Source organism: Pseudomonas sp. RIT-PI-a (assembly GCF_001187875.1).
Lineage (GTDB): Bacteria > Pseudomonadota > Gammaproteobacteria > Pseudomonadales > Pseudomonadaceae > Aquipseudomonas > Aquipseudomonas coleopterorum.
This window is the reverse complement of the sequence record NZ_LGIR01000012.1, coordinates 454,277-471,670: the sequence shown is the minus strand read 5'-3', so window position 1 is coordinate 471,670 and position 17,394 is coordinate 454,277. Positions and strand designations below refer to the sequence as shown.

Genomic DNA, 17,394 nt, shown 5'->3' with positions numbered 1-17,394 from the left:
AGGCGTGCGGGGTTTCAGAGGTGGTACGAAACACGGTTGCCGACGCGGCTGGCCTATTGTGCCGGTTCCTGCCAGCCGCCGCCCAGCGCCGCGATCAACTGCACGCTGGCGACCAGCCGACTCTGCATCAGGGTCAACACGCTGCGCTCGTTGCTCAACGCCGTTGCCTGAACGTTGACCACGTCAAGATAGCCAATAAGCCCGGCCTTGTATTGGTTGGACGTGAGGCGCAACGACTCGCGGGCCGCCTGCAACGCCTCGTTGCGCACCGACGCCTCCTCGTCGAACACCTTCAACTGGCTCATGTAGTCTTCGACTTCCCGGAACCCGTCGAGCACGGTCTGACGATACTGCGCGACGGTCTGGTCGTAGGCCGCTTCGCTGCGGTCCACTTCCGCCGCACGCTGGCCGCCGTCGAACAGGGTCATCGCCAGTTGCGGGCCGACCGACCAGAAACGGTTGGGCAGCGAGATCCAGTTACTGAAGCTGCTGCTGCTGTAACCGCCGGAGAGGCTCAAGGTCAGGTCGGGAAAGTAGGCGGTCTTGGCCACGCCGATTTCGGCATTGGCCGCCATCACCGAGCGCTCGGCGGCGGCAATGTCGGGACGTCGCTCGAGCAGCTGCGAGGGGACGGCCAGAGGGATCGCCGGCAACGCCGGGATCTCGGTGCTTGCGGCCAGGCTGAATTCGGCCGGTGCCATGCCGATGAGCACGGCAATGGCGTTTTCCAGCTGGGCTCGCTGCCAGGCCAGATCGATCAGGTCGGCCTGGGTGCTCTTGAGCTGGGTCTGTGCCAGGAACACCGCATCCTTGCCGGAAATCCCTGCCCGGTACTGGTTCTGAGTCAGGTCGAGCGAGCGCTGATAGGCTTGTACCGTGGCTTCGAGCAGGCGTTTCTGCTCGTCGATGACGCGCAATTGCAGGTAGTTCTGCACCAGCTCCGACTGCAGGCTCAGGCGCATCGCGGCCAGATCCGCAAGGCTGGCCTGGGCACTGGCCCGATCAGCCTCCAGCCCGCGGCGCAGTTTGCCCCAGATGTCGGCTTCCCAGCTCACACCCAACTGCGTGTTGTAGGTATCGCGAATACCACTGCTCGACTGGCTCAGGCTCGAACCGCTGCTGCCGGTCCCCTGACTGGAGCGGGTCTTGCCCGCGCTCAGATCGACGGTAGGAAACAGCGCGCCGCGGGTGCTGCGGACTAGCGCCTGGGCCTGCCGGTATTGCGCCTCGTACTGGGCGACCGTCTGGTTGGAGCGGTTGAGCCTGAGCACCAGGGCATCGAGCTGGCGGTCACCATAGAGCTCCCACCAGGCGCCGCGCGCCATGGCATCGCTGGGGTTGGCCTGACGCCAGCCATCGGCCTGCTTGAATTGCACCGGCGTGGCGATCGTCGGGCGTTGGTAGTCCGGGCCCAGGGTGCAGGCGCCCAGCATCAGGCTGCACAGTGCCACACTGGCCAGGCGCGAGACGCGCGGAAAAACGGAATCGGTCATAGCGGAGTGTCCAGAGCGGCATCGGTACGCACGCCGCGCCGCTTGTTGAAGCGGTGGCGCAGGCGGTCCAGATAGAGGTAGACCACAGGAGTGGTATAGAGCGTGAGGATCTGGCTGAACACCAGGCCACCGATGATGGTCAGGCCCAGCGGACGGCGCATCTCGGCGCCTGCGGCGGTGCTGAACATCAACGGCAGCGCGCCGAGGATGGCCGCCATGGTGGTCATCAGGATGGGCCGCAGGCGCAGCAGGCAGGCCTGGCGAATGGATTCGGCCGGGCCCAGCCCTTCATTGCGTTCGAGCTGCAGCGCCAGGTCGATCATCATGATCGCGTTCTTTTTCACCACGCCAATCAGCAGAAACAGGCCCAGCAGCGAGATCAGGCTGAACTGACCACCGGTCAGGTAGATGCTCAGCAAGGCCCCTACCCCGGCCGATGGCAGGGTCGAGAGAATGGTCAGCGGGTGAATGTAGCTTTCATAGAGAATGCCCAGCACCAGATACACCGCCACCAGCGCGCCGAGAATCATGAAAGGCTGGCTTTTCTGCGCGGCCGCGAAGGCATCGCCGGTGCCGGCGACCTTGACGATGATGTCCTCGGGCAGACCGACCCGCACCAGGGCGCGCTCGATCAGTGGCGTGGCAACGTCCAGGGTCACCCCGCTGACCAGGTCGAAGGAAATGCTCTCCGAAGCGAACTGTCCCTCGTGGCTGACGCTGTCGTCGGCCAGGCTGTTCTCGTAGTGGGCGATGCTCGACAGCGGTACGCGCTTGTTGTCGGTGGTGATCACCTGGACCTGCTCCAGGGTGATCGGATCCTGCGCATACCTGGGGTTGATCTCCATCACCACCTTGTACTGGTTGAGGCTGTCGTAGATGGTGGAAATCTGCCGTTGGCTGTAGGCGTTGTTGAGCACCGAGGTCACGGTGCTCATGTCGATGCCCAGGCGCTTGGCCTTGTCGCGGTCGACGATCAGCGTCACCTGGGCGGCACCGCGGCCTTCGCGGGCATCGATGGCGGTCAACTCCGGCAGCGCGCGGAAGGCCGCGACGATTTTCGGATACCAGGTGCGCAGCGCGGACAGATCGCCGCTCTGGATGATGTACGAATACTGCGAGGTGCTCTGCTCCCGGGCACCGCCGAACTGCAGGTCCTGGTCGGCCATCAGCATCAGGCGGCCGCCGGGCACCTTGGGCATCTCCTTGCGCAACCGCTCGATCACCTGCTGCGCGTTGATCTTGCGCTCCTCGATGGGCTTGAGGCGAACCAGAATGGTCGCGTTGTTGCTGCCGTTGTTGCCACCGATGAACCCTGCCACGCTGTCGACCGCCGGGTCGGCGAGCAACGCGCGACGATAGGTTTCCATCTTCGGCTGCATGACCGAGAACGACAGACCGTCGTCGCCGCGCACGAAGCCGATCAACTGACCGGTGTCCTGCTGCGGCATGAAGGTCTTGGGCACCACCACGTACAGGGCCACGTTGCCGATGATGGTCAGCAGCAGGCTGAGCAGGGTCAGCCTGCGGTGACGCAGAACCCAGCCCAGGCTGCGGTCGTAGGCAGCGACCATGCGCTGGTTGACGCGGTGACTGAAACGCTGCAGGCGGTTGTCCTTCTCGGGCTCATGCGGCGTCAGCCAGCGCGCGCAGAGCATCGGCGTCAGGGTCAGCGAGACAAACAGCGAAACGACGATGGCCACCGCGAGGGTGATCGAGAATTCGCGGAACAGGCTCTCGATGATGCCGCCGATGAACAGGATCGACAGGAACACCGCCACCAGCGAGACGTTCATCGACAGCAGGGTGAAACCGACTTCCTGGGTGCCCAGGTAGGCCGCGCGCAATGGCGGCACACCGTTATCGATGTGCCGGGAAATGTTCTCCAGCACCACGATGGCGTCGTCCACCACCAGCCCGGTTGCCAGGATCAGCGCCATCAACGACAGGTTGTTGAGGGAGAACCCCCACAGGTACATGATCGCGAACGTCCCCACCAGCGACACCGGCACGGCCAAGGTGGGAATCAGCGAGGCGCGAAAATTGCCGAGAAACAGGAACACCACCAGCACCACCAGGACCACGGCGATGAGCAATGTCATCTCGGCCTCGTGCAGGGTGGCGGTGATCACCGGCGAGCGATCCATGGCGATGTTCAGCTCGACACTGGCCGGCAACAACGCCTCCAGGGCCGGCAGCTGTTCCTTGATCTGGCTGACGGTCTGGATGATGTTGGCCCCGGCCTGGCGGTTGATCACCAGCAGCACAGCCGAATTGTCATTGTAGAACCCGCTGTTGTAGCGGTCCTCGACACCGTCGGTGACCTTGGCCACGTCGCTCAGGCGCAGCACCGACCCGTCCTGATAGCGGATGATCAGCGGCTTGTAGTCGTCGGCCTTGTCCAACTGGTCGTTGGCCTGCACCTGCCACTGGCGCTCGCCGTCCTCGACGAAGCCGATGGGGCGCCGCACGTTGGTCCCGTCGATGGTAGTGCGCACGTCATCGAGCGAGACGTTGTACTGGTTGAGCAACTGCGGCTCGAGCTCGATGCGCACCGCCGGCAGCGAGCTGCCGCCGATCTGCACCTCCCCCACTCCAGGCACCTGGGACAGGCTCTGGGACAGGATGGTCGACGCCAGGTCGTACAGCTGACCCTTAGCCAGCACGTCGGAGGTCAGCGACAGGACCATGACCGGTGCCTGGGAAGGGTTGATCTTCTTGTAGGTCGGCATGCTGCGCATGCCACTGGGCAGCAGATTGCGCGACGCGTTGATCGCCGCCTGCACTTCCCGCGCCGCGCCATTGATGTCGCGGTCCAGGTCGAACTGCAGAATGACCCGGGTCGAGCCCTGGCTGGAACGGCTGCTCATGGTGGTCACGCCCGGAATGGCGCCGAACGATCGCTCCAGCGGCGTGGCCACGGTCGAGGCCATGACCTCGGGGCTGGCGCCGGACAGGTTGGCCGACACCACGATCACCGGGAAATCCATGCTGGGCAGCGGCGAGACCGGCAACAGGCTGAAACTGACCCCGCCCAGCAGCATGATCGCCACGCTCATCAGGAAGGTCGCCACCGGGCGACGGATGAAAGGTCCGGAGAGGTTCATGATTCAGCCTGTTCCACGGCGGCTGGTCGTCGCCCCCAGCGTCGACCCAGGCGGTCGAAGTACAGGTAGATCACCGGCGTGGTGAACAGCGTCAACACCTGGCTCACCAACAGCCCGCCGACCATCACCAGGCCCAGCGGCTGGCGCAACTCGGCGCCCGAACCGCTGGCGAGCATCAGCGGGATCGCGCCGAACAGCGCGGCCATGGTGGTCATGAGGATCGGCCGGAAACGCAGGAGCGCCGCCTGGTAGATCGCGGTCTCGGGATCCAGCCCCTGATTGCGTTCGGCCTCCAGGGCGAAGTCGATCATCATGATCGCGTTCTTCTTGACGATACCGATCAACAGGATGATGCCGATGATGGCGATCATGCCCAGGTCGTTACCGCTGATCAGCAGCGCCAGCAAGGCGCCCACCGCCGCCGAGGGCAAGGTCGAGAGAATGGTGATCGGATGGATGTAGCTCTCGTAGAGCACGCCCAGCACGATGTACATGGTGACGATGGCCGCCAACACCAGCAGCAGGGTGCTCTGCAGCGACGCCTGGAAGGCTTCGGCCGCGCCCTGGAACTGAGTCTGCACGCCCAGCGGCATGCCGATGTCGCGCTGCACCTGCTCGATGACGTCGACCGCCTTGCCCAGCGCTACGCCATCGGCGAGGTTGAACGACATCATCACTGCCGGGAATTGACCGATGTGGGCGATGGCCAGCTGGGCCTGGCGCTGTTCGATGTGGGCCAGGCTCGACAGGCGCACCTGGGTGCCACTGGTGGCAGTGGTGTCGCTGTCGGCCGTCTGGTTGGTCGTGCCCGTGCCGTTGACGCTGGCCTTGACGTAGATCCGCTCCAGCGCCTGCGGCCCGAGGGTGCTGGCGTCGGTAGCCTGCAGCACCACTCGGTACTGGCTGGACTGGGTGTAGATGGTCGAAATCTGTCGCTGACCGAAGGCATCGTACAGCGCGTCGGTGATATCGGCGACATCCACCCCGACCCGCTTGGCCGCATCGCGGTCGATCACCAGGTACACCTGCAGGCCATTGTCCTGCAGGTCGCTGGCCACATCGGTGAGTTCGGGGCGCTGCTTCAGCGCGTCCACCAGACGGGCGCTCCAGGTGGCGAGCAGGTCGGCGTCCGGGGAGGACAGGCTGAACTGGTACTGAGTGCGGCTGACCCGATCCTCGATGGTCAGGTCCTGCACCGGCTGCATGAACAGGCGCACGCCGAGCAGCTTGTCGACCTCCGGCTGCAGGCGCGCGATCACCTGGCTGGCCGTGAGGTCGCGTTCGCTGTGGGGCTTGAGGTTGATCAGCAAGCGTCCACTGTTGAGCGTGGCATTGTCACCGTCCACGCCGATGTACGAAGACAGGCTGGAGACGGCCGGGTCCTGCAGGATGATCCTGGCCAGGTCCTGCTGTCGCTCGCCCATGGCCTTGAAGGAAATCGACTGCGGCGCCTCCGAGATGCCCTGGATGACGCCGGTGTCCTGCACGGGGAAGAAGCCCTTGGGCACCACCAGGTACAGGAGCACAGTCAGGCCCAGGGTGGCGACGGCAACCAGCAGCGTCAGCGGCTGGTGCCGCAGCACCCAACGCAGGCCGCCACCGTAACGAGCGATCAGCCAGTCGATCCAGGCGCCACTGGCCTTGTAGAAGCGGCTCTGCTCTTCTTCCTTGGGCTCGCGCTTGAGCAGGCGTGCGCACATCATCGGGGTCAGCGTCAGCGAGACTACAAGGGAAATGAGGATGGCCACGGCCAGGGTGATGGCGAATTCACGGAACAGGCGGCCAACCACGTCAGCCATGAACAGCAGCGGGATCAGCACCGCAATCAGCGAAAATGTCAGCGACAGCAGGGTGAAGCTGATCTGCCGCGCACCCTTGAGCGCAGCCTGCATCGGTGTCTCGCCTTCCTCGATGTGGCGCGAGATGTTTTCCAGCATCACGATGGCATCGTCGACCACGAAGCCCGTGGCCACGGTCAGGGCCATGAGGGTGAGGTTGTTGATCGAAAACCCGGCCAGGTACATCACGCCGAAGGTGCCTACCAGCGACAACGGCACAGCAATGGAAGGAATCAGGGTCGCGCTGAAGCGGCGCAGGAACAGGAACGTGACCATGACCACGAGGGCAATGGCGATCAGCAGCTCGTGCTGAACGTCGGTTACCGACGCGCGGATGGTCTGGGTGCGGTCGGTGAGCACCGTGACGTCCAGCCCGGCCGGCATGGTGTCGGTGATCGTGGGCAGCAGCGCCTTGATCCGATCGACCACGTCGATGACGTTGGCGCCCGGTTGACGCTGGATGTTGAGCAACACCGCCTGATTCTGGTTGGCCCAGGCAGCCAGCCGTTCGTTCTCGGCGCCGTCGACGATCTGCGCAACGTCACGCAGCCGCAGCGGGCCGCCGTTGTTGTACGCCAGGATCAGGTTGGCGTATTCCTCGGGCGAACGCAGTTGGTCGTTGGCGTCGAGCATCGACACCCGTGTGGGGCCATCGAAATTGCCCTTGGGCTGGTTGACGTTGGACGCGCCGATCAGGGTGCGCACGTCGGACAGGTTCAAGCCATTGGCCGCCAGCGCTTCGGGGTTGACCTTGATCCGGACCGCCTGACGCTGACCACCGGCGATGCTGACCATGCCCACGCCGCTGATCTGCGCGATCTTCTGCGCCATGCGGGTGTCGACCAGGTCGTTGAGCTTGGGCAGCGGCATGGTCTTGGAACTGATGGCGATGGTCAGCACCGGGGTGTCGGCCGGGTTGACCTTGTTGTACACCGGCGGGGCCGGCAAGTCCGAGGGCAGGAGGTTGCTGGCGGCGTTGATCGCCGCCTGCACCTGCTGCTCGGCGACGTCCATGTTGATCTCGAGGCTGAAGCGCAAGGTCAGCACCGACGCGCCGCCCGAGCTGGTCGAGGCCATCTGGGTCAGGCCGGGCATCTGCCCGAACTGGCGTTCAAGCGGCGCGGTGACCGCGCTGGTCATCACCTGCGGGCTGGCGCCGGGGTACAGCGTCATGACGCGAATCGGCGGGTAGTCGACCTGCGGCAGCGCCGACACCGGCAGCAATCGATAGGCGAGCACGCCCGCCAATACGATGGCGAGCATGGTCAAGGTCGTTGCGACAGGGCGCAGGATGAACAGCCGCGAGATATTCATGCCCCGGTCTTGCCCTTCTCGCCCGGCACACCGGCGCCATCCTGCCCCTGCAGATGCTGCCCCGGCGTGGTAGGAACCTTGGCGCTGTCATCGACCACTTCGACCCGGCTGCCATCGCGCAACCGATCGGTGCCTTCGAGCACGACCCGATCATCTTGGGCCAGACCTTGTTCGACCACAGTATTGGTGCCGTCGGTGGGGCCTACCTTGAGCTGACGGATCTTGACCTTGTCGTTGCCATCCATGGCGTAGACGAAGGTGCCGTCGACGCCGTACTGCACGGCCGCCGAGGGCACCAGCACCACCCCTTTGAGGGTATCCGAGAGCAGACGCACGTTGACGAACTGGTTGGGGAACAGGGCCTCGTCCTGGTTATCGAAGCGAGCCTTGAACTTCAGGGTACCGGTGGTGGTGTCGATCTGGTTGTCCAGGCTGCCCAGCACGCCGGTGGCCTGCTTGCGCGTATCGCCCCGGTCCCAGGCTTCCACGGTCAGCTTGGCGCCGCTGCGGTAACGCGCCAGCACTGGTGTGAGTTCGCTTTCAGGCAGGGTGAAAGCCACGGTGATCGGTTGTACCTGGGTGATCACCACCAGCGCGCTGGTGTCGTTGGCAGCTACCAGGTTGCCGATGTCGAGTTGGCGCAGTCCCAGCCGACCGGCGATGGGTGCGCGAATGCGGGTGAAGTCCAGGTTGAGTTTGGCGTCGTTGACCGCCGCCTGGTTGGTCTGGATGGTGCCCTGGTACTGCCCCACCAGCGCCTGCTGGGTATCCAGGGTCTGGCGAGCGATACTGTCTTCGGCGAACAAGCCTTTGTAACGCTGCAGGTCGATCTGCGCGTTTTTGAGTTGTGCCTGGTTCTGCGCCAGCGTTCCCTGGGCTTGCTGCAAGGCGATTTCATAGCTGCGCGGGTCGATTTCCGCCAGCAGGTCGCCGGCCTTGACCCGCTGCCCCTCCTGGAAGTTGACCTTGACCAGCTCCCCGGCCACACGGCTGCGCACATTGACAGTATTGATCGCGGTCACCGTGCCCAGCGCCTTGTAGTACACCGGGAAGTCACCGGTGACCACATCGGCTACCCGCACCGGGGTGGGCTCGGCCGAACCGCCGAAACCGGGGCGCGCGGAACCTGCGTTGCGCCCCGCACTGGCGGGCGCGGCGGCGCCCTTCTCCGGGCTTTTCTTGGCCGGCCCGAACCACCCGCACAACGCGGCGACAACCAGCAACATCAACAGGCCGAACAGCCAGCGACGCGATTTACGGGGACCTGGGGACTGCATTGAATGATCGACCATTGTGCGGGAGGACTTCTACTTTGAGGAGGCTGAACGATAAGGAGTCGGCGGGCATAAGCAAAGCGCCTTTACGGGCAATTTACCTTGGCCGGAAATGCAGCGAGGGTTACAGGCGATCAACCTGTAGCAGCGGCGCGAGCCGCGTCACAGGCTACGCGGAGCATCTGACCCCACGCGGTGCCACCGGACGCGGCTTGCGCCGCTGCTACAACGACATCGCACCCTGTAGCAGCGGCGCGAGCCGCGTCACGGCCCACGCGGCGCCACAGGACGCGGCTTGCGCCGCTGCTACAGCAACATCGCACCCCTGTAGCAGCGGCGCGAGCCGCGACACGGGCTACGCGGAGCATCTGACCTTACGCGGTGCCATCGGACGCGGCTTGCGCCGCTGCTACAGCAACATCGCACCCCTGTAGCAGCGGCGCGAGCCGCGACACGAGCTACGCGGAGCATCTGACCTTACGCGGTGCCATCGGACGCGGCTTGCGCCGCTGCTACAGGGAATACGTTACTTCAAGACAGCGAGGGCCGCCGCGTAGTCAGGTTCCTGGCCGATTTCCGGAACCAGTTCGCTGTGCAGCACCTTGTCGTTCTCGTCGAGGACAACGACGGCGCGGGCGGTGAGGCCCTTGAGCGCGCCTTCGGCGATGTCGACGCCGTAGGCGCGGTGGAAGTCATGGGCGCGGAAGGTCGACAGGTTCTGCACGTTCTCAAGGCCTTCGGCACCGCAGAAACGGGCCTGGGCGAACGGCAGGTCAGCCGAGATGCACAGGATTGCAGTATTGGCCACGTCGTTGGCCTGGGCGTTGAACTTGCGCACGGAAGTGGCGCAGGTCGGCGTATCGATGCTTGGGAAAATGTTCAGTACCTTGCGCTTGCCGGCCAGGCTTTGCAGCGAAACGTCGGCCAGACCGCCACCCACCAGAGTGAACGCCGGACCTTGGGCGCCGACCTGTGGAAGGTCACCGTCGACTTTGATCGCGTTGCCTTTGTGCGTCACTTGAGCCATGAACCTTATCCTTTTTCGAGAATGAGAAAGGGCAAAGTTAAGCATGAAAACGAGTGCCTGGCCTACGCGAAAAGTGAAAATAAACGTTCCGTACTGAGATGCACTCTGGCTGGCCGTAGAAATGCATCAACCGGCTCTGGCGTGGGACTCTGCCGTTGTTGGCCGGGGCCGCGCTCGCAGTTCGAAAACCAGCCTTGCGCGCTCGCGGGCATTGGTGACGCGGTCAAGAGGAATGTCCGCCCTAACCATCTCGACTTCATCGGTCTGGGGATTCATCAACTTCACGCACACTGACTGATCGCCAGTAACTGTACACACGCATTTCTGCGGCAGGAACGCCAGTTCGACGAGCCTGCGCAGTTCCAGCGCGCTGAGTCCGGGGGGCAGCATGGTCAATCTCCTTTGGAGCCGGTGATTGGCGTCCCACCCGTGACGCATTCGGTCCCGGGACTGCAGAACGTTTCGTGTTTATCAAGGTATATACCTGCTTTCACGCAGGCGCAACGGGAGTTTTCGGCCTACCCCATGATTCCGATAAGCTGCTGAAACATAAGGATATAAAATAGTTGTACAGATCATTCGAAGAAGCGTTTCAGCACTTCAAGACCTGTACACCCTTCGACGACAGCGCAGCCCTGATCAGTCGCGAGACTTGGGAATCAGCCCCTGCAACTGCTGAGCGAAGAAATGCGCATCCAGCTGACTGGATTCCGCTTCCTTGGTACCGCGATCCTTGCGCCAGAACCAGGCGCCATCGGCCGAGTCCTTGACGATGGAGATGCTGCCGTGCCGATCCGAGGTCAGGCCTGCCACGGCAATGACCATCGCCCCGCCCTGCCCCATGACCTGCGGCACCAGCTCGACCCGACGCTGCGCCAGAATGATCGCCAGGGACTCGCTGATGAAGGGCGAATGATCGCTGGGGTAGGTGCTGCTGGTGGCCACCCAGGGCGTGCGCTCGATCACTAGCAGCTGCCGCTCGGTGAGTGGCGCCAGCCAGGTTTCGATCTGAGCGAACAGGGCCTGGATACTGTCCCGCCAGTGCTGGCATTGATCCTTGAACGCCTGTTGCTGGCGTTGCTGGGTTGCGGCATGTTGCTGGAGCATGTCAGCCAGTTGCTGTACTTCGTCCATCGCTACCACCTCGGTGCGCGCCCGCCCTGGGCTGGCCGCAAATCGGCCGCCGCAGGTCGGGCATCGGTGGTCAGTGTAACAGGCTTGGTCAGACGCTCAGCGAATAGACCAGGGCCGAAATGGCCACCAGGCCGACCAACGTCACGAACACGTTGGACATGTGCCCAGCGTACTTGCGCATGGCCGGCACGCGACGGATCGCGTACATCGGCATGAGAAACAGCAAGGCGGCAATGACCGGGCCGCCGAAGCTCTCGATCATGCGCACGATGTTCGGGTTGAGCGTGGCGACCAGCCAGCACACCAGCAACATGAACAGCGCGGTGAAACGATCCAGGGCCTTGGCATTGGGTCGACGACCGGATTTCAGCACCAGGCCCTTGATGCCCTCGCTGGCGCCGATGTAGTGGCCCAGGAACGACTTGGCGATCGCCACGATCGCGATCAATGGCGCGGCGAAGGCGATCACCGGGTTCCTGAAGTGATTGGCCAGGTAGGACAGGATCGACAGGTTCTGCGCCTTGGCCTCGGCCAACTGCGCAGGCGACAGGGTCAGCACGCAGCTGAACACAAAGAACAGCACCAGCACCACCATCAAGCCATGGGCGCGGGCCAGGATCTGGCTGCTGCGTTGGTCGGCGTACTCCCCGTAGCGGCGTTTCTGGTCCACCGCGAAGGCCGAGATGATCGGCGAGTGGTTGAACGAGAACACCATGACTGGAATCGCCAGCCACAGGGTATGAATGAACGCCCCCGGCGCGGGCATCTTGCCTGCGGTGGCAAGGATGCCGCCGTTCCAATGGGGGATCAGGTACAAGGCCAGCAGCAACAGTGCAACGATGAACGGATAGACCATCAGGCTCATCGCCTTGACGATGAATTGCTCGCCACAACGCACCACGATCAACAGGCCCAGGATCAATACCAGCGCCAACACCGCCCGCGGCGGGGTCTGCATGCCCAGCTGGTGCTCCATGAAGCTGCCGACGGTATTGGTCAGGCCGACGCTGTAGATCAGCAGGATCGGAAAGATGGCGAAGAAATAGAGCAGCGTGATCAACGCCCCGGCCTTGATGCCGAAATGCTCTTCCACGACATCGGTGATGTCGGTCCCCGCACGTCCGGACAGCACGAAGCGAGTCAGGCCCTGGTGCGCATAGTAGGTCATCGGAAAGGCGAGCACTGCGAGAATCATCAGTGGCCAGAAGCCGCCGAGGCCGGCGTTGATCGGCAGAAACAGCGTGCCGGCGCCGATCGCGGTGCCGAACAGGCCCAGCATCCATGTGGTGTCGTGGCGGTTCCAGGGCGTCAGCGCGGCGGGCGCCTGCGCGTATCGGGGGTCAAGGCTGTTGGCTTGCTCGTTCATCCGTTCGAATCTCCGCTTGCCGGTGTTCAATCGATGGCCGGAAGCGGAAAAACGTGCAGCTGGCAGCGCTCCGACCTTGAAAAGGGGCGTGATTGTCCAAGATTGTGCAAGGAAAGCAAAGGGTTACTCGAGCAACGGTGCGCCAAAGCCATTGCGACCCCTCGCCCAGGCGACGGATTGCAACCCAAGCGCGCGCAATGGCGTGCAGACCGCTTGACGAAACAACCTTTCAAGAACAACATTACAAGTGGAACGCCGTTACAATAATAAAATCCTGGAGCAATCCCATGAGCGATACCTTGCAACCCGACCCGAATTCCAAGCGCCAGTCGAGGAAAGCCGCCGCCAGCGGGTGGATAGGATCGGCGCTGGAGTACTACGACTTTTTCATCTACGCCACTGCTGCGGCGCTGCTTTTCCCGCAACTGTTCTTTCCGACAGACAACCCCACTGTCGGCATCATCGTCTCGCTGGCCAGCTTCGGTGTCGGCTACGTCGCCCGACCGATCGGTGCCGTGGTGCTGGGACATCTGGGCGACCGACATGGACGCAAGACCGTGCTGGTCTACTGCATGTTCCTGATGGGTTTCTCCACGCTGAGCATCGGGCTGCTTCCCACCTACCAGCAGATCGGTGTATGGGCGCCGGCGATATTGATCTTCCTGCGCCTGGTGCAAGGCTTCGCCGTCGCAGGCGAAGTGTCCTGCGCCAGTTCCATGACCCTGGAGCATGCACCCGACGGGCGTCGCGGATACTTCGCCAGCTTCACGCTGCAAGGCGTACAGGCCGGGCAACTCCTGGCCGCTGCAGTGTTCCTCCCGCTCGCCCAATTCATGCCTGCCGATCAGTTCGCTGCCTGGGGCTGGCGGATTCCGTTCCTGCTGAGCGCCGTGGTACTGGTGGCCGGTTGGATCATCCGCCGTGAAGTTCATGAAGCCCCGGTGTTCACCGAAGCGAAGACTCACGCCAAACCCGAGAAATTGCCTGTGGTCGAAGTGATCACGCAAAGCTGGCGAGATGTGCTGCGGGTGATCTGCATGGCGCTCTCCGCGGTGCTTGCCATCGTCGCCTCGGTCTTCGGCGCAACCTATGCAGTCCAGCCTGCCTACGGTATTGGCTTCCCATCCGGCGTATTCATGTGGATCCCGGTTCTGGGGAATTTGTGTGCAGTCGTTCTCATCCCCTTCGTTGGAAAGCTGTCTGACAGGATCGGCCGTCGACCTCCGGTCATCGTGGGTGTCCTGTGCGGCGGGCTGCTGTCATTCGCCTATCTCTACGCGATCAGCATTCACAACCTGTGGCTGTCGCTGATTCTGTCGCTGCTCATGTGGGGCGTGGCTTACCAAGGGTTCAACGGTGTGTTTCCAAGCTTGTTCCCCGAACTGTTCCGTACCCGGGTTCGTGTCACGGGTATGGCAATCGGTCAGAACATCGGCGTGGCCTGCACGGCGTTCCTCCCTGCCCTGTTCGTCACCATTGCGCCTCCCGGAACCGAAAACATCCCCCTGAAAATCGGCGCATTGACGTTCGGCATCTGCGCCATCTCTGCAATCGCCGCGTTCACTACCCGTGAAACCTACCGCGTACGCCTCAAGGACCTGGGCGACCCCAATGCCGTCCCGATGTCGAAGGAGGAATATGAACGGGTGCAGGAACTGTCCAGCCGCAAGCCGGCAATGAACGTACCGCAATCGGTGTCGGTAACACGTTCCTGACGAGCAGCAGGCGGACTGTAGACGTACTGTTAAGTGCTCTGCGCAGCGCCACACGCACCTGGACGATGCAGACAGAAGGTGACGACACCCTCTGCTTGCGCCGGACGGCCCTGTGGCAACCGCCGGGCCTGACACGCCACCACCATCAATAAGGAATGAATGTGTGAACGTTGTTCTTCTGGAAGTAAGCCATTGGCACACGCCGCTGTATCTGGATGCTTTGGAGCGGCTGGCCGATGTCACCGTCACGGCGGTATCCGACGCTACCGGGACACGTGGTCCCGCCCTGGCCCAGCGCTTCGGTGCAAGGCTCTATGGTGATTGGCAGACGCTGTTGCAGGACCAGCCAGTTGACTTCGCCTTCGGTCCACACGATGAACTCCATGGCATGGGCAAAACGCTGATCGAACGGCACATCCCGTTCGCCATGGAAAAGCCTTGCGGGCTCACTCGGCAAGAAGTGCTGGAGTTGCAACGACTGGCCGACGCGGCTGATCTGTTCGTGGCCGTACCCCTGATCTGGCGGCACAGCGAACTATTGAGCCAGCTCAAAAGTGCGGCGCTGCACACCGGCGCCAAATGGAGGACCCAGTCATTTCGATTCAATGCCGGCCCACCCGATCGCTACCTGACCAACAGCTGTGCCTGGATGCTCGACCCACGACGCTCGGGAGGCGGCTGCACGATCAATCTGGCCGTTCACTTCGTTGATCTGATCGAGCAGATTTGCGCCGAACGCATACGCAGCGTTTCTGCGGTGATGTATCGTGACCCGCAACTGGCGGCCGTGGAAATTGGCTCCATGATGACCTTGGTAACCGAGAGCGGTTGCATCTGCACCATCGAAACGGGATACAACTATCCGGCCAACACCCCGGAACAGCGTGAGTATTCATTTTCATTGTCGAGCGATCGGTTCTACGCCCGTTCGACCGCAGAAGGCATGCGTATGGTCGATGCGACCGGCCAAGCCAGCGATCTGCAGATGAGCCTGAACTCGGACGTGTATTACGACAACTTCGTGACCGATGTTCTTGCTGCTGATCGTGACACTGCCTATAAAGGTGCAAGACTTGCGACAATGCATACGGTCCTGAGTATCATCGAGGCTGCTTATGAATCGGATCGCCTGGGTGGCCTTCCCGTTCGGCTCTAGCATCGTGAAGCAAAGTTGCCTGGCGTCGGCCGGCAGCGTAGAGGATTGGAAACTTGTCGCATATTGGACGTTACTTCAACACCCTGGAACTGCTGCTTGCTCATCCGGGTGGTCTTTCTCTGTCGGAGATCAGCGAGCAGACCCAAGTTGCGATGGCAACGGCGCACCGCATATTGAGCGCGCTTCGAGAAAGGGGATATGTTTGCCAGGACGAACAAGATCACTACCGCTTGACGCTGAAGATTCCCAGCATGGGCATGAGTTTCATCAATGAAACGGGATTTGCCAGAATCATGCAGCCATTGCTGGACGACCTGGCCGTTGAAACCGGCGAGCACGTTCGGCTGGCGGAGGTAGCGGAAGATCATCTGACCTGGGTACTTCAGGCCACCAAGAATACTCGGGGCCTGCAATACCGGCGGGCCTTGGATGAAAAGATCATCCCGCACACGACCGCGGCAGGAAAAGTGTGGCTGTCGACCATGCGCGACGAGCGCGCCATGCGGATCCTGTCAGCCTGGGACATAGAAAACACCCGAGACTACGCAGGCCCCAACGCGCGTGTTTCGATTCGCGACATTTTCGATGACATAGCATTGATTCGCAGCGAGGGACATGCGGTCGTGCGCGAGGAAGGCGAAGTCGGCGTGTGCGTAGTGGCAGTGGCGGTCTTCGACGCCTCGCGCCCAGCCAACACCGCGCCTGTGGGGACTCTGAGCATTGCCGGCCCCATAGCACGCATGCGCGAAGAAACGCTTGATGCACACCTGGCAAGCCTCAAGCGTTCAGCCATCAAGCTGGGCGAACACTGGGCGCTCTGGAATTCGGTGAGCGAAGAATGATTCGTTGCCCCCATCGCGCGCATGCATGCGCTGCGATATGCCAAGTAACGTCCCAAGTGCCTGGTCCCTTCTGATCCCTACGCCTGCAACGGATCGCATTGCAGGCCCTGAGGGCCTGCAAACCCGTAGGCTGCCTATGGAATTTTCCATCCCTTGGCGCGCAGGTCCGCCACACCCTTGTTCAGTTCATGCAACGCGTTTTCCTCGCGGATAATTTCAAGCACGCAGTTTTCGATACCGCAGGTGGCTTGAACGGCCTCACCCAGCCCTACGAAGTCGACTACACCGGTCCCAACCGGATCATGCCCCCAGACATCCATACCGGTGTCGGACACATGCACAAACTCGATAGCAGCGTGGTACGCCAACAAGCTCGCGACCGGATCTTCAGCGATGTACGCGGCGTTGGCGATGTCGTAGACAACCCTGACCGTGTCATCGTTGAGGGTTTCGACCACTTCTGCCAGTTGCGGCATCGTGGGGGTGAAGCAGTACGGCGTGTTCTCGAGAAGCAGCCGGACACCGGCCTGCTTCGCCATCGGTGTCAGCACCGCAAGGCTTTCGTACATCCAGTCGTAGGTCTTTTCCAGTGGCGGAGAAATCATCGGTCGACGAGTACCAGGTGATATCACTACTTCTTGCGTGCCCCAGGCGGCTGCCAGATCGATCACTGCCTTGATGTGGTCGATACTTTTCCGACGCATGTTCGCGGCGGGGCTGGCCAGATTGATGTCATAGCCGCCAGCGTTGAGGGACCTGACCTTGGCACCGTAACCCAGCAGCCGCACGTAGGCTTCGGACTGCTGGGCAGTCGAGAGTTCCACGGGCCAGCAATGGGGCGAACTGACAGGCACTTCGAACACGCGATGCCCGTGCTCGGAAAGTTCGGCAATGGCATCGATGGCCGTGGACGCCCATAGGTAGGAAAACGTGCTGATGATCATGCTGAAATTCCCTTCTTGTTATTGTTTCGACAAATGGAGAACGCCGCGGACTGTGGGTCCGGTTATTCGCCAAGGCCATACAACGCCTCGGTCTTACTTGGCCGTTAGATCGCCGCAGTAGCCGCCCGGGCAGGATAAAAAAACACCAAAAAAACATAATGGAATCGAGTTACGTTGTCAATTCGAT

General features: G+C 62.3%; 12 protein-coding genes. 3 read left to right on the top strand and 9 right to left on the bottom strand.

Annotation, left to right across the window (positions count from 1 at the left end):
• Positions 1–53: 53 nt before the first annotated feature.
• The 8 genes from AC788_RS08325 to AC788_RS08290 form a co-directional block, all read right to left on the bottom strand.
• Positions 54–1,493, bottom strand: a complete 1,440-nt coding sequence (locus tag AC788_RS08325; protein WP_049860182.1) for an efflux transporter outer membrane subunit — start codon at positions 1,491–1,493, stop codon at positions 54–56.
• Positions 1,490–4,597, bottom strand: a complete 3,108-nt coding sequence (locus AC788_RS08320) for an efflux RND transporter permease subunit (protein ID WP_049860181.1) — start codon at positions 4,595–4,597, stop codon at positions 1,490–1,492. The genes AC788_RS08325 and AC788_RS08320 overlap by 4 nt, the downstream gene beginning before the upstream one ends.
• A complete protein-coding gene (locus AC788_RS08315) occupies positions 4,594–7,749 on the bottom strand; it encodes an MdtB/MuxB family multidrug efflux RND transporter permease subunit (protein WP_049860180.1) in 3,156 nt (1,051 codons plus the stop codon). The genes AC788_RS08320 and AC788_RS08315 overlap by 4 nt, the downstream gene beginning before the upstream one ends.
• A complete protein-coding gene (locus AC788_RS08310) occupies positions 7,746–9,041 on the bottom strand; it encodes an MdtA/MuxA family multidrug efflux RND transporter periplasmic adaptor subunit (RefSeq protein WP_049860179.1) in 1,296 nt (431 codons plus the stop codon). The genes AC788_RS08315 and AC788_RS08310 overlap by 4 nt, the downstream gene beginning before the upstream one ends.
• A 508-nt stretch (positions 9,042–9,549) precedes the next feature.
• A complete protein-coding gene (tpx, locus tag AC788_RS08305) occupies positions 9,550–10,050 on the bottom strand; it encodes a thiol peroxidase (RefSeq protein WP_049860178.1) in 501 nt (166 codons plus the stop codon).
• A gap of 126 nt (positions 10,051–10,176) precedes the next feature.
• Positions 10,177–10,440: a DUF1652 domain-containing protein gene (locus AC788_RS08300; protein WP_049860177.1), complete on the bottom strand. Its 264-nt coding sequence runs from the start codon at positions 10,438–10,440 to the stop codon at positions 10,177–10,179.
• A gap of 249 nt (positions 10,441–10,689) precedes the next feature.
• On the bottom strand, positions 10,690–11,184 hold the full coding sequence (locus tag AC788_RS08295) for a hypothetical protein (protein ID WP_049860176.1): 495 nt from the start codon (positions 11,182–11,184) through the stop codon (positions 10,690–10,692).
• Positions 11,185–11,272: 88 nt separating this feature from the next.
• Positions 11,273–12,550 (bottom strand): serine/threonine transporter, encoded by a 1,278-nt coding sequence (locus AC788_RS08290; RefSeq protein WP_049860175.1) that lies wholly within the window; start codon positions 12,548–12,550, stop codon positions 11,273–11,275.
• Between the two features lie 287 nt (positions 12,551–12,837).
• On the opposite strand from AC788_RS08290, the gene AC788_RS08285 reads away from it, so the two are divergent.
• The 3 genes from AC788_RS08285 (at position 12,838) to AC788_RS08275 (ending at position 16,263) form a co-directional block, all read left to right on the top strand.
• Positions 12,838–14,265 (top strand): MFS transporter, encoded by a 1,428-nt coding sequence (locus AC788_RS08285; protein ID WP_049860174.1) that lies wholly within the window; start codon positions 12,838–12,840, stop codon positions 14,263–14,265.
• 112 nt (positions 14,266–14,377) lie between these two features.
• Complete coding sequence (locus AC788_RS08280) at positions 14,378–15,421, top strand: Gfo/Idh/MocA family protein (protein WP_236690493.1); 1,044 nt, start codon at positions 14,378–14,380, stop codon at positions 15,419–15,421.
• A gap of 53 nt (positions 15,422–15,474) precedes the next feature.
• Complete coding sequence (locus AC788_RS08275) at positions 15,475–16,263, top strand: IclR family transcriptional regulator (protein ID WP_082223617.1); 789 nt, start codon at positions 15,475–15,477, stop codon at positions 16,261–16,263.
• Positions 16,264–16,397: 134 nt separating this feature from the next.
• Here the strand turns inward: AC788_RS08275 and AC788_RS08270 are convergent, their stop codons facing one another.
• On the bottom strand, positions 16,398–17,207 hold the full coding sequence (locus tag AC788_RS08270; protein WP_049860171.1) for a sugar phosphate isomerase/epimerase family protein: 810 nt from the start codon (positions 17,205–17,207) through the stop codon (positions 16,398–16,400).
• Positions 17,208–17,394: the final 187 nt, after the last annotated feature.

Bases quoted from the DNA above. Each gene is read 5' to 3' on its own strand.
- AC788_RS08315 (WP_049860180.1), bottom strand. From the start codon at position 7,749: ATGAATATCTCGCGGCTGTTCATCCTGCGCCCTGTCGCAACGACCTTG.
- AC788_RS08285 (WP_049860174.1), top strand. From the start codon at position 12,838: ATGAGCGATACCTTGCAACCCGACCCGAATTCCAAGCGCCAGTCGAGG.
- AC788_RS08295 (WP_049860176.1), bottom strand. From the start codon at position 11,184: ATGGACGAAGTACAGCAACTGGCTGACATGCTCCAGCAACATGCCGCA.
- AC788_RS08290 (WP_049860175.1), bottom strand. From the start codon at position 12,550: ATGAACGAGCAAGCCAACAGCCTTGACCCCCGATACGCGCAGGCGCCC.
- AC788_RS08310 (WP_049860179.1), bottom strand. From the start codon at position 9,041: ATGGTCGATCATTCAATGCAGTCCCCAGGTCCCCGTAAATCGCGTCGC.
- AC788_RS08325 (WP_049860182.1), bottom strand. From the start codon at position 1,493: ATGACCGATTCCGTTTTTCCGCGCGTCTCGCGCCTGGCCAGTGTGGCA.
- tpx (WP_049860178.1), bottom strand. From the start codon at position 10,050: ATGGCTCAAGTGACGCACAAAGGCAACGCGATCAAAGTCGACGGTGAC.
- AC788_RS08270 (WP_049860171.1), bottom strand. From the start codon at position 17,207: ATGATCATCAGCACGTTTTCCTACCTATGGGCGTCCACGGCCATCGAT.
- AC788_RS08300 (WP_049860177.1), bottom strand. From the start codon at position 10,440: ATGCTGCCCCCCGGACTCAGCGCGCTGGAACTGCGCAGGCTCGTCGAA.
- AC788_RS08320 (WP_049860181.1), bottom strand. From the start codon at position 4,597: ATGAACCTCTCCGGACCTTTCATCCGTCGCCCGGTGGCGACCTTCCTG.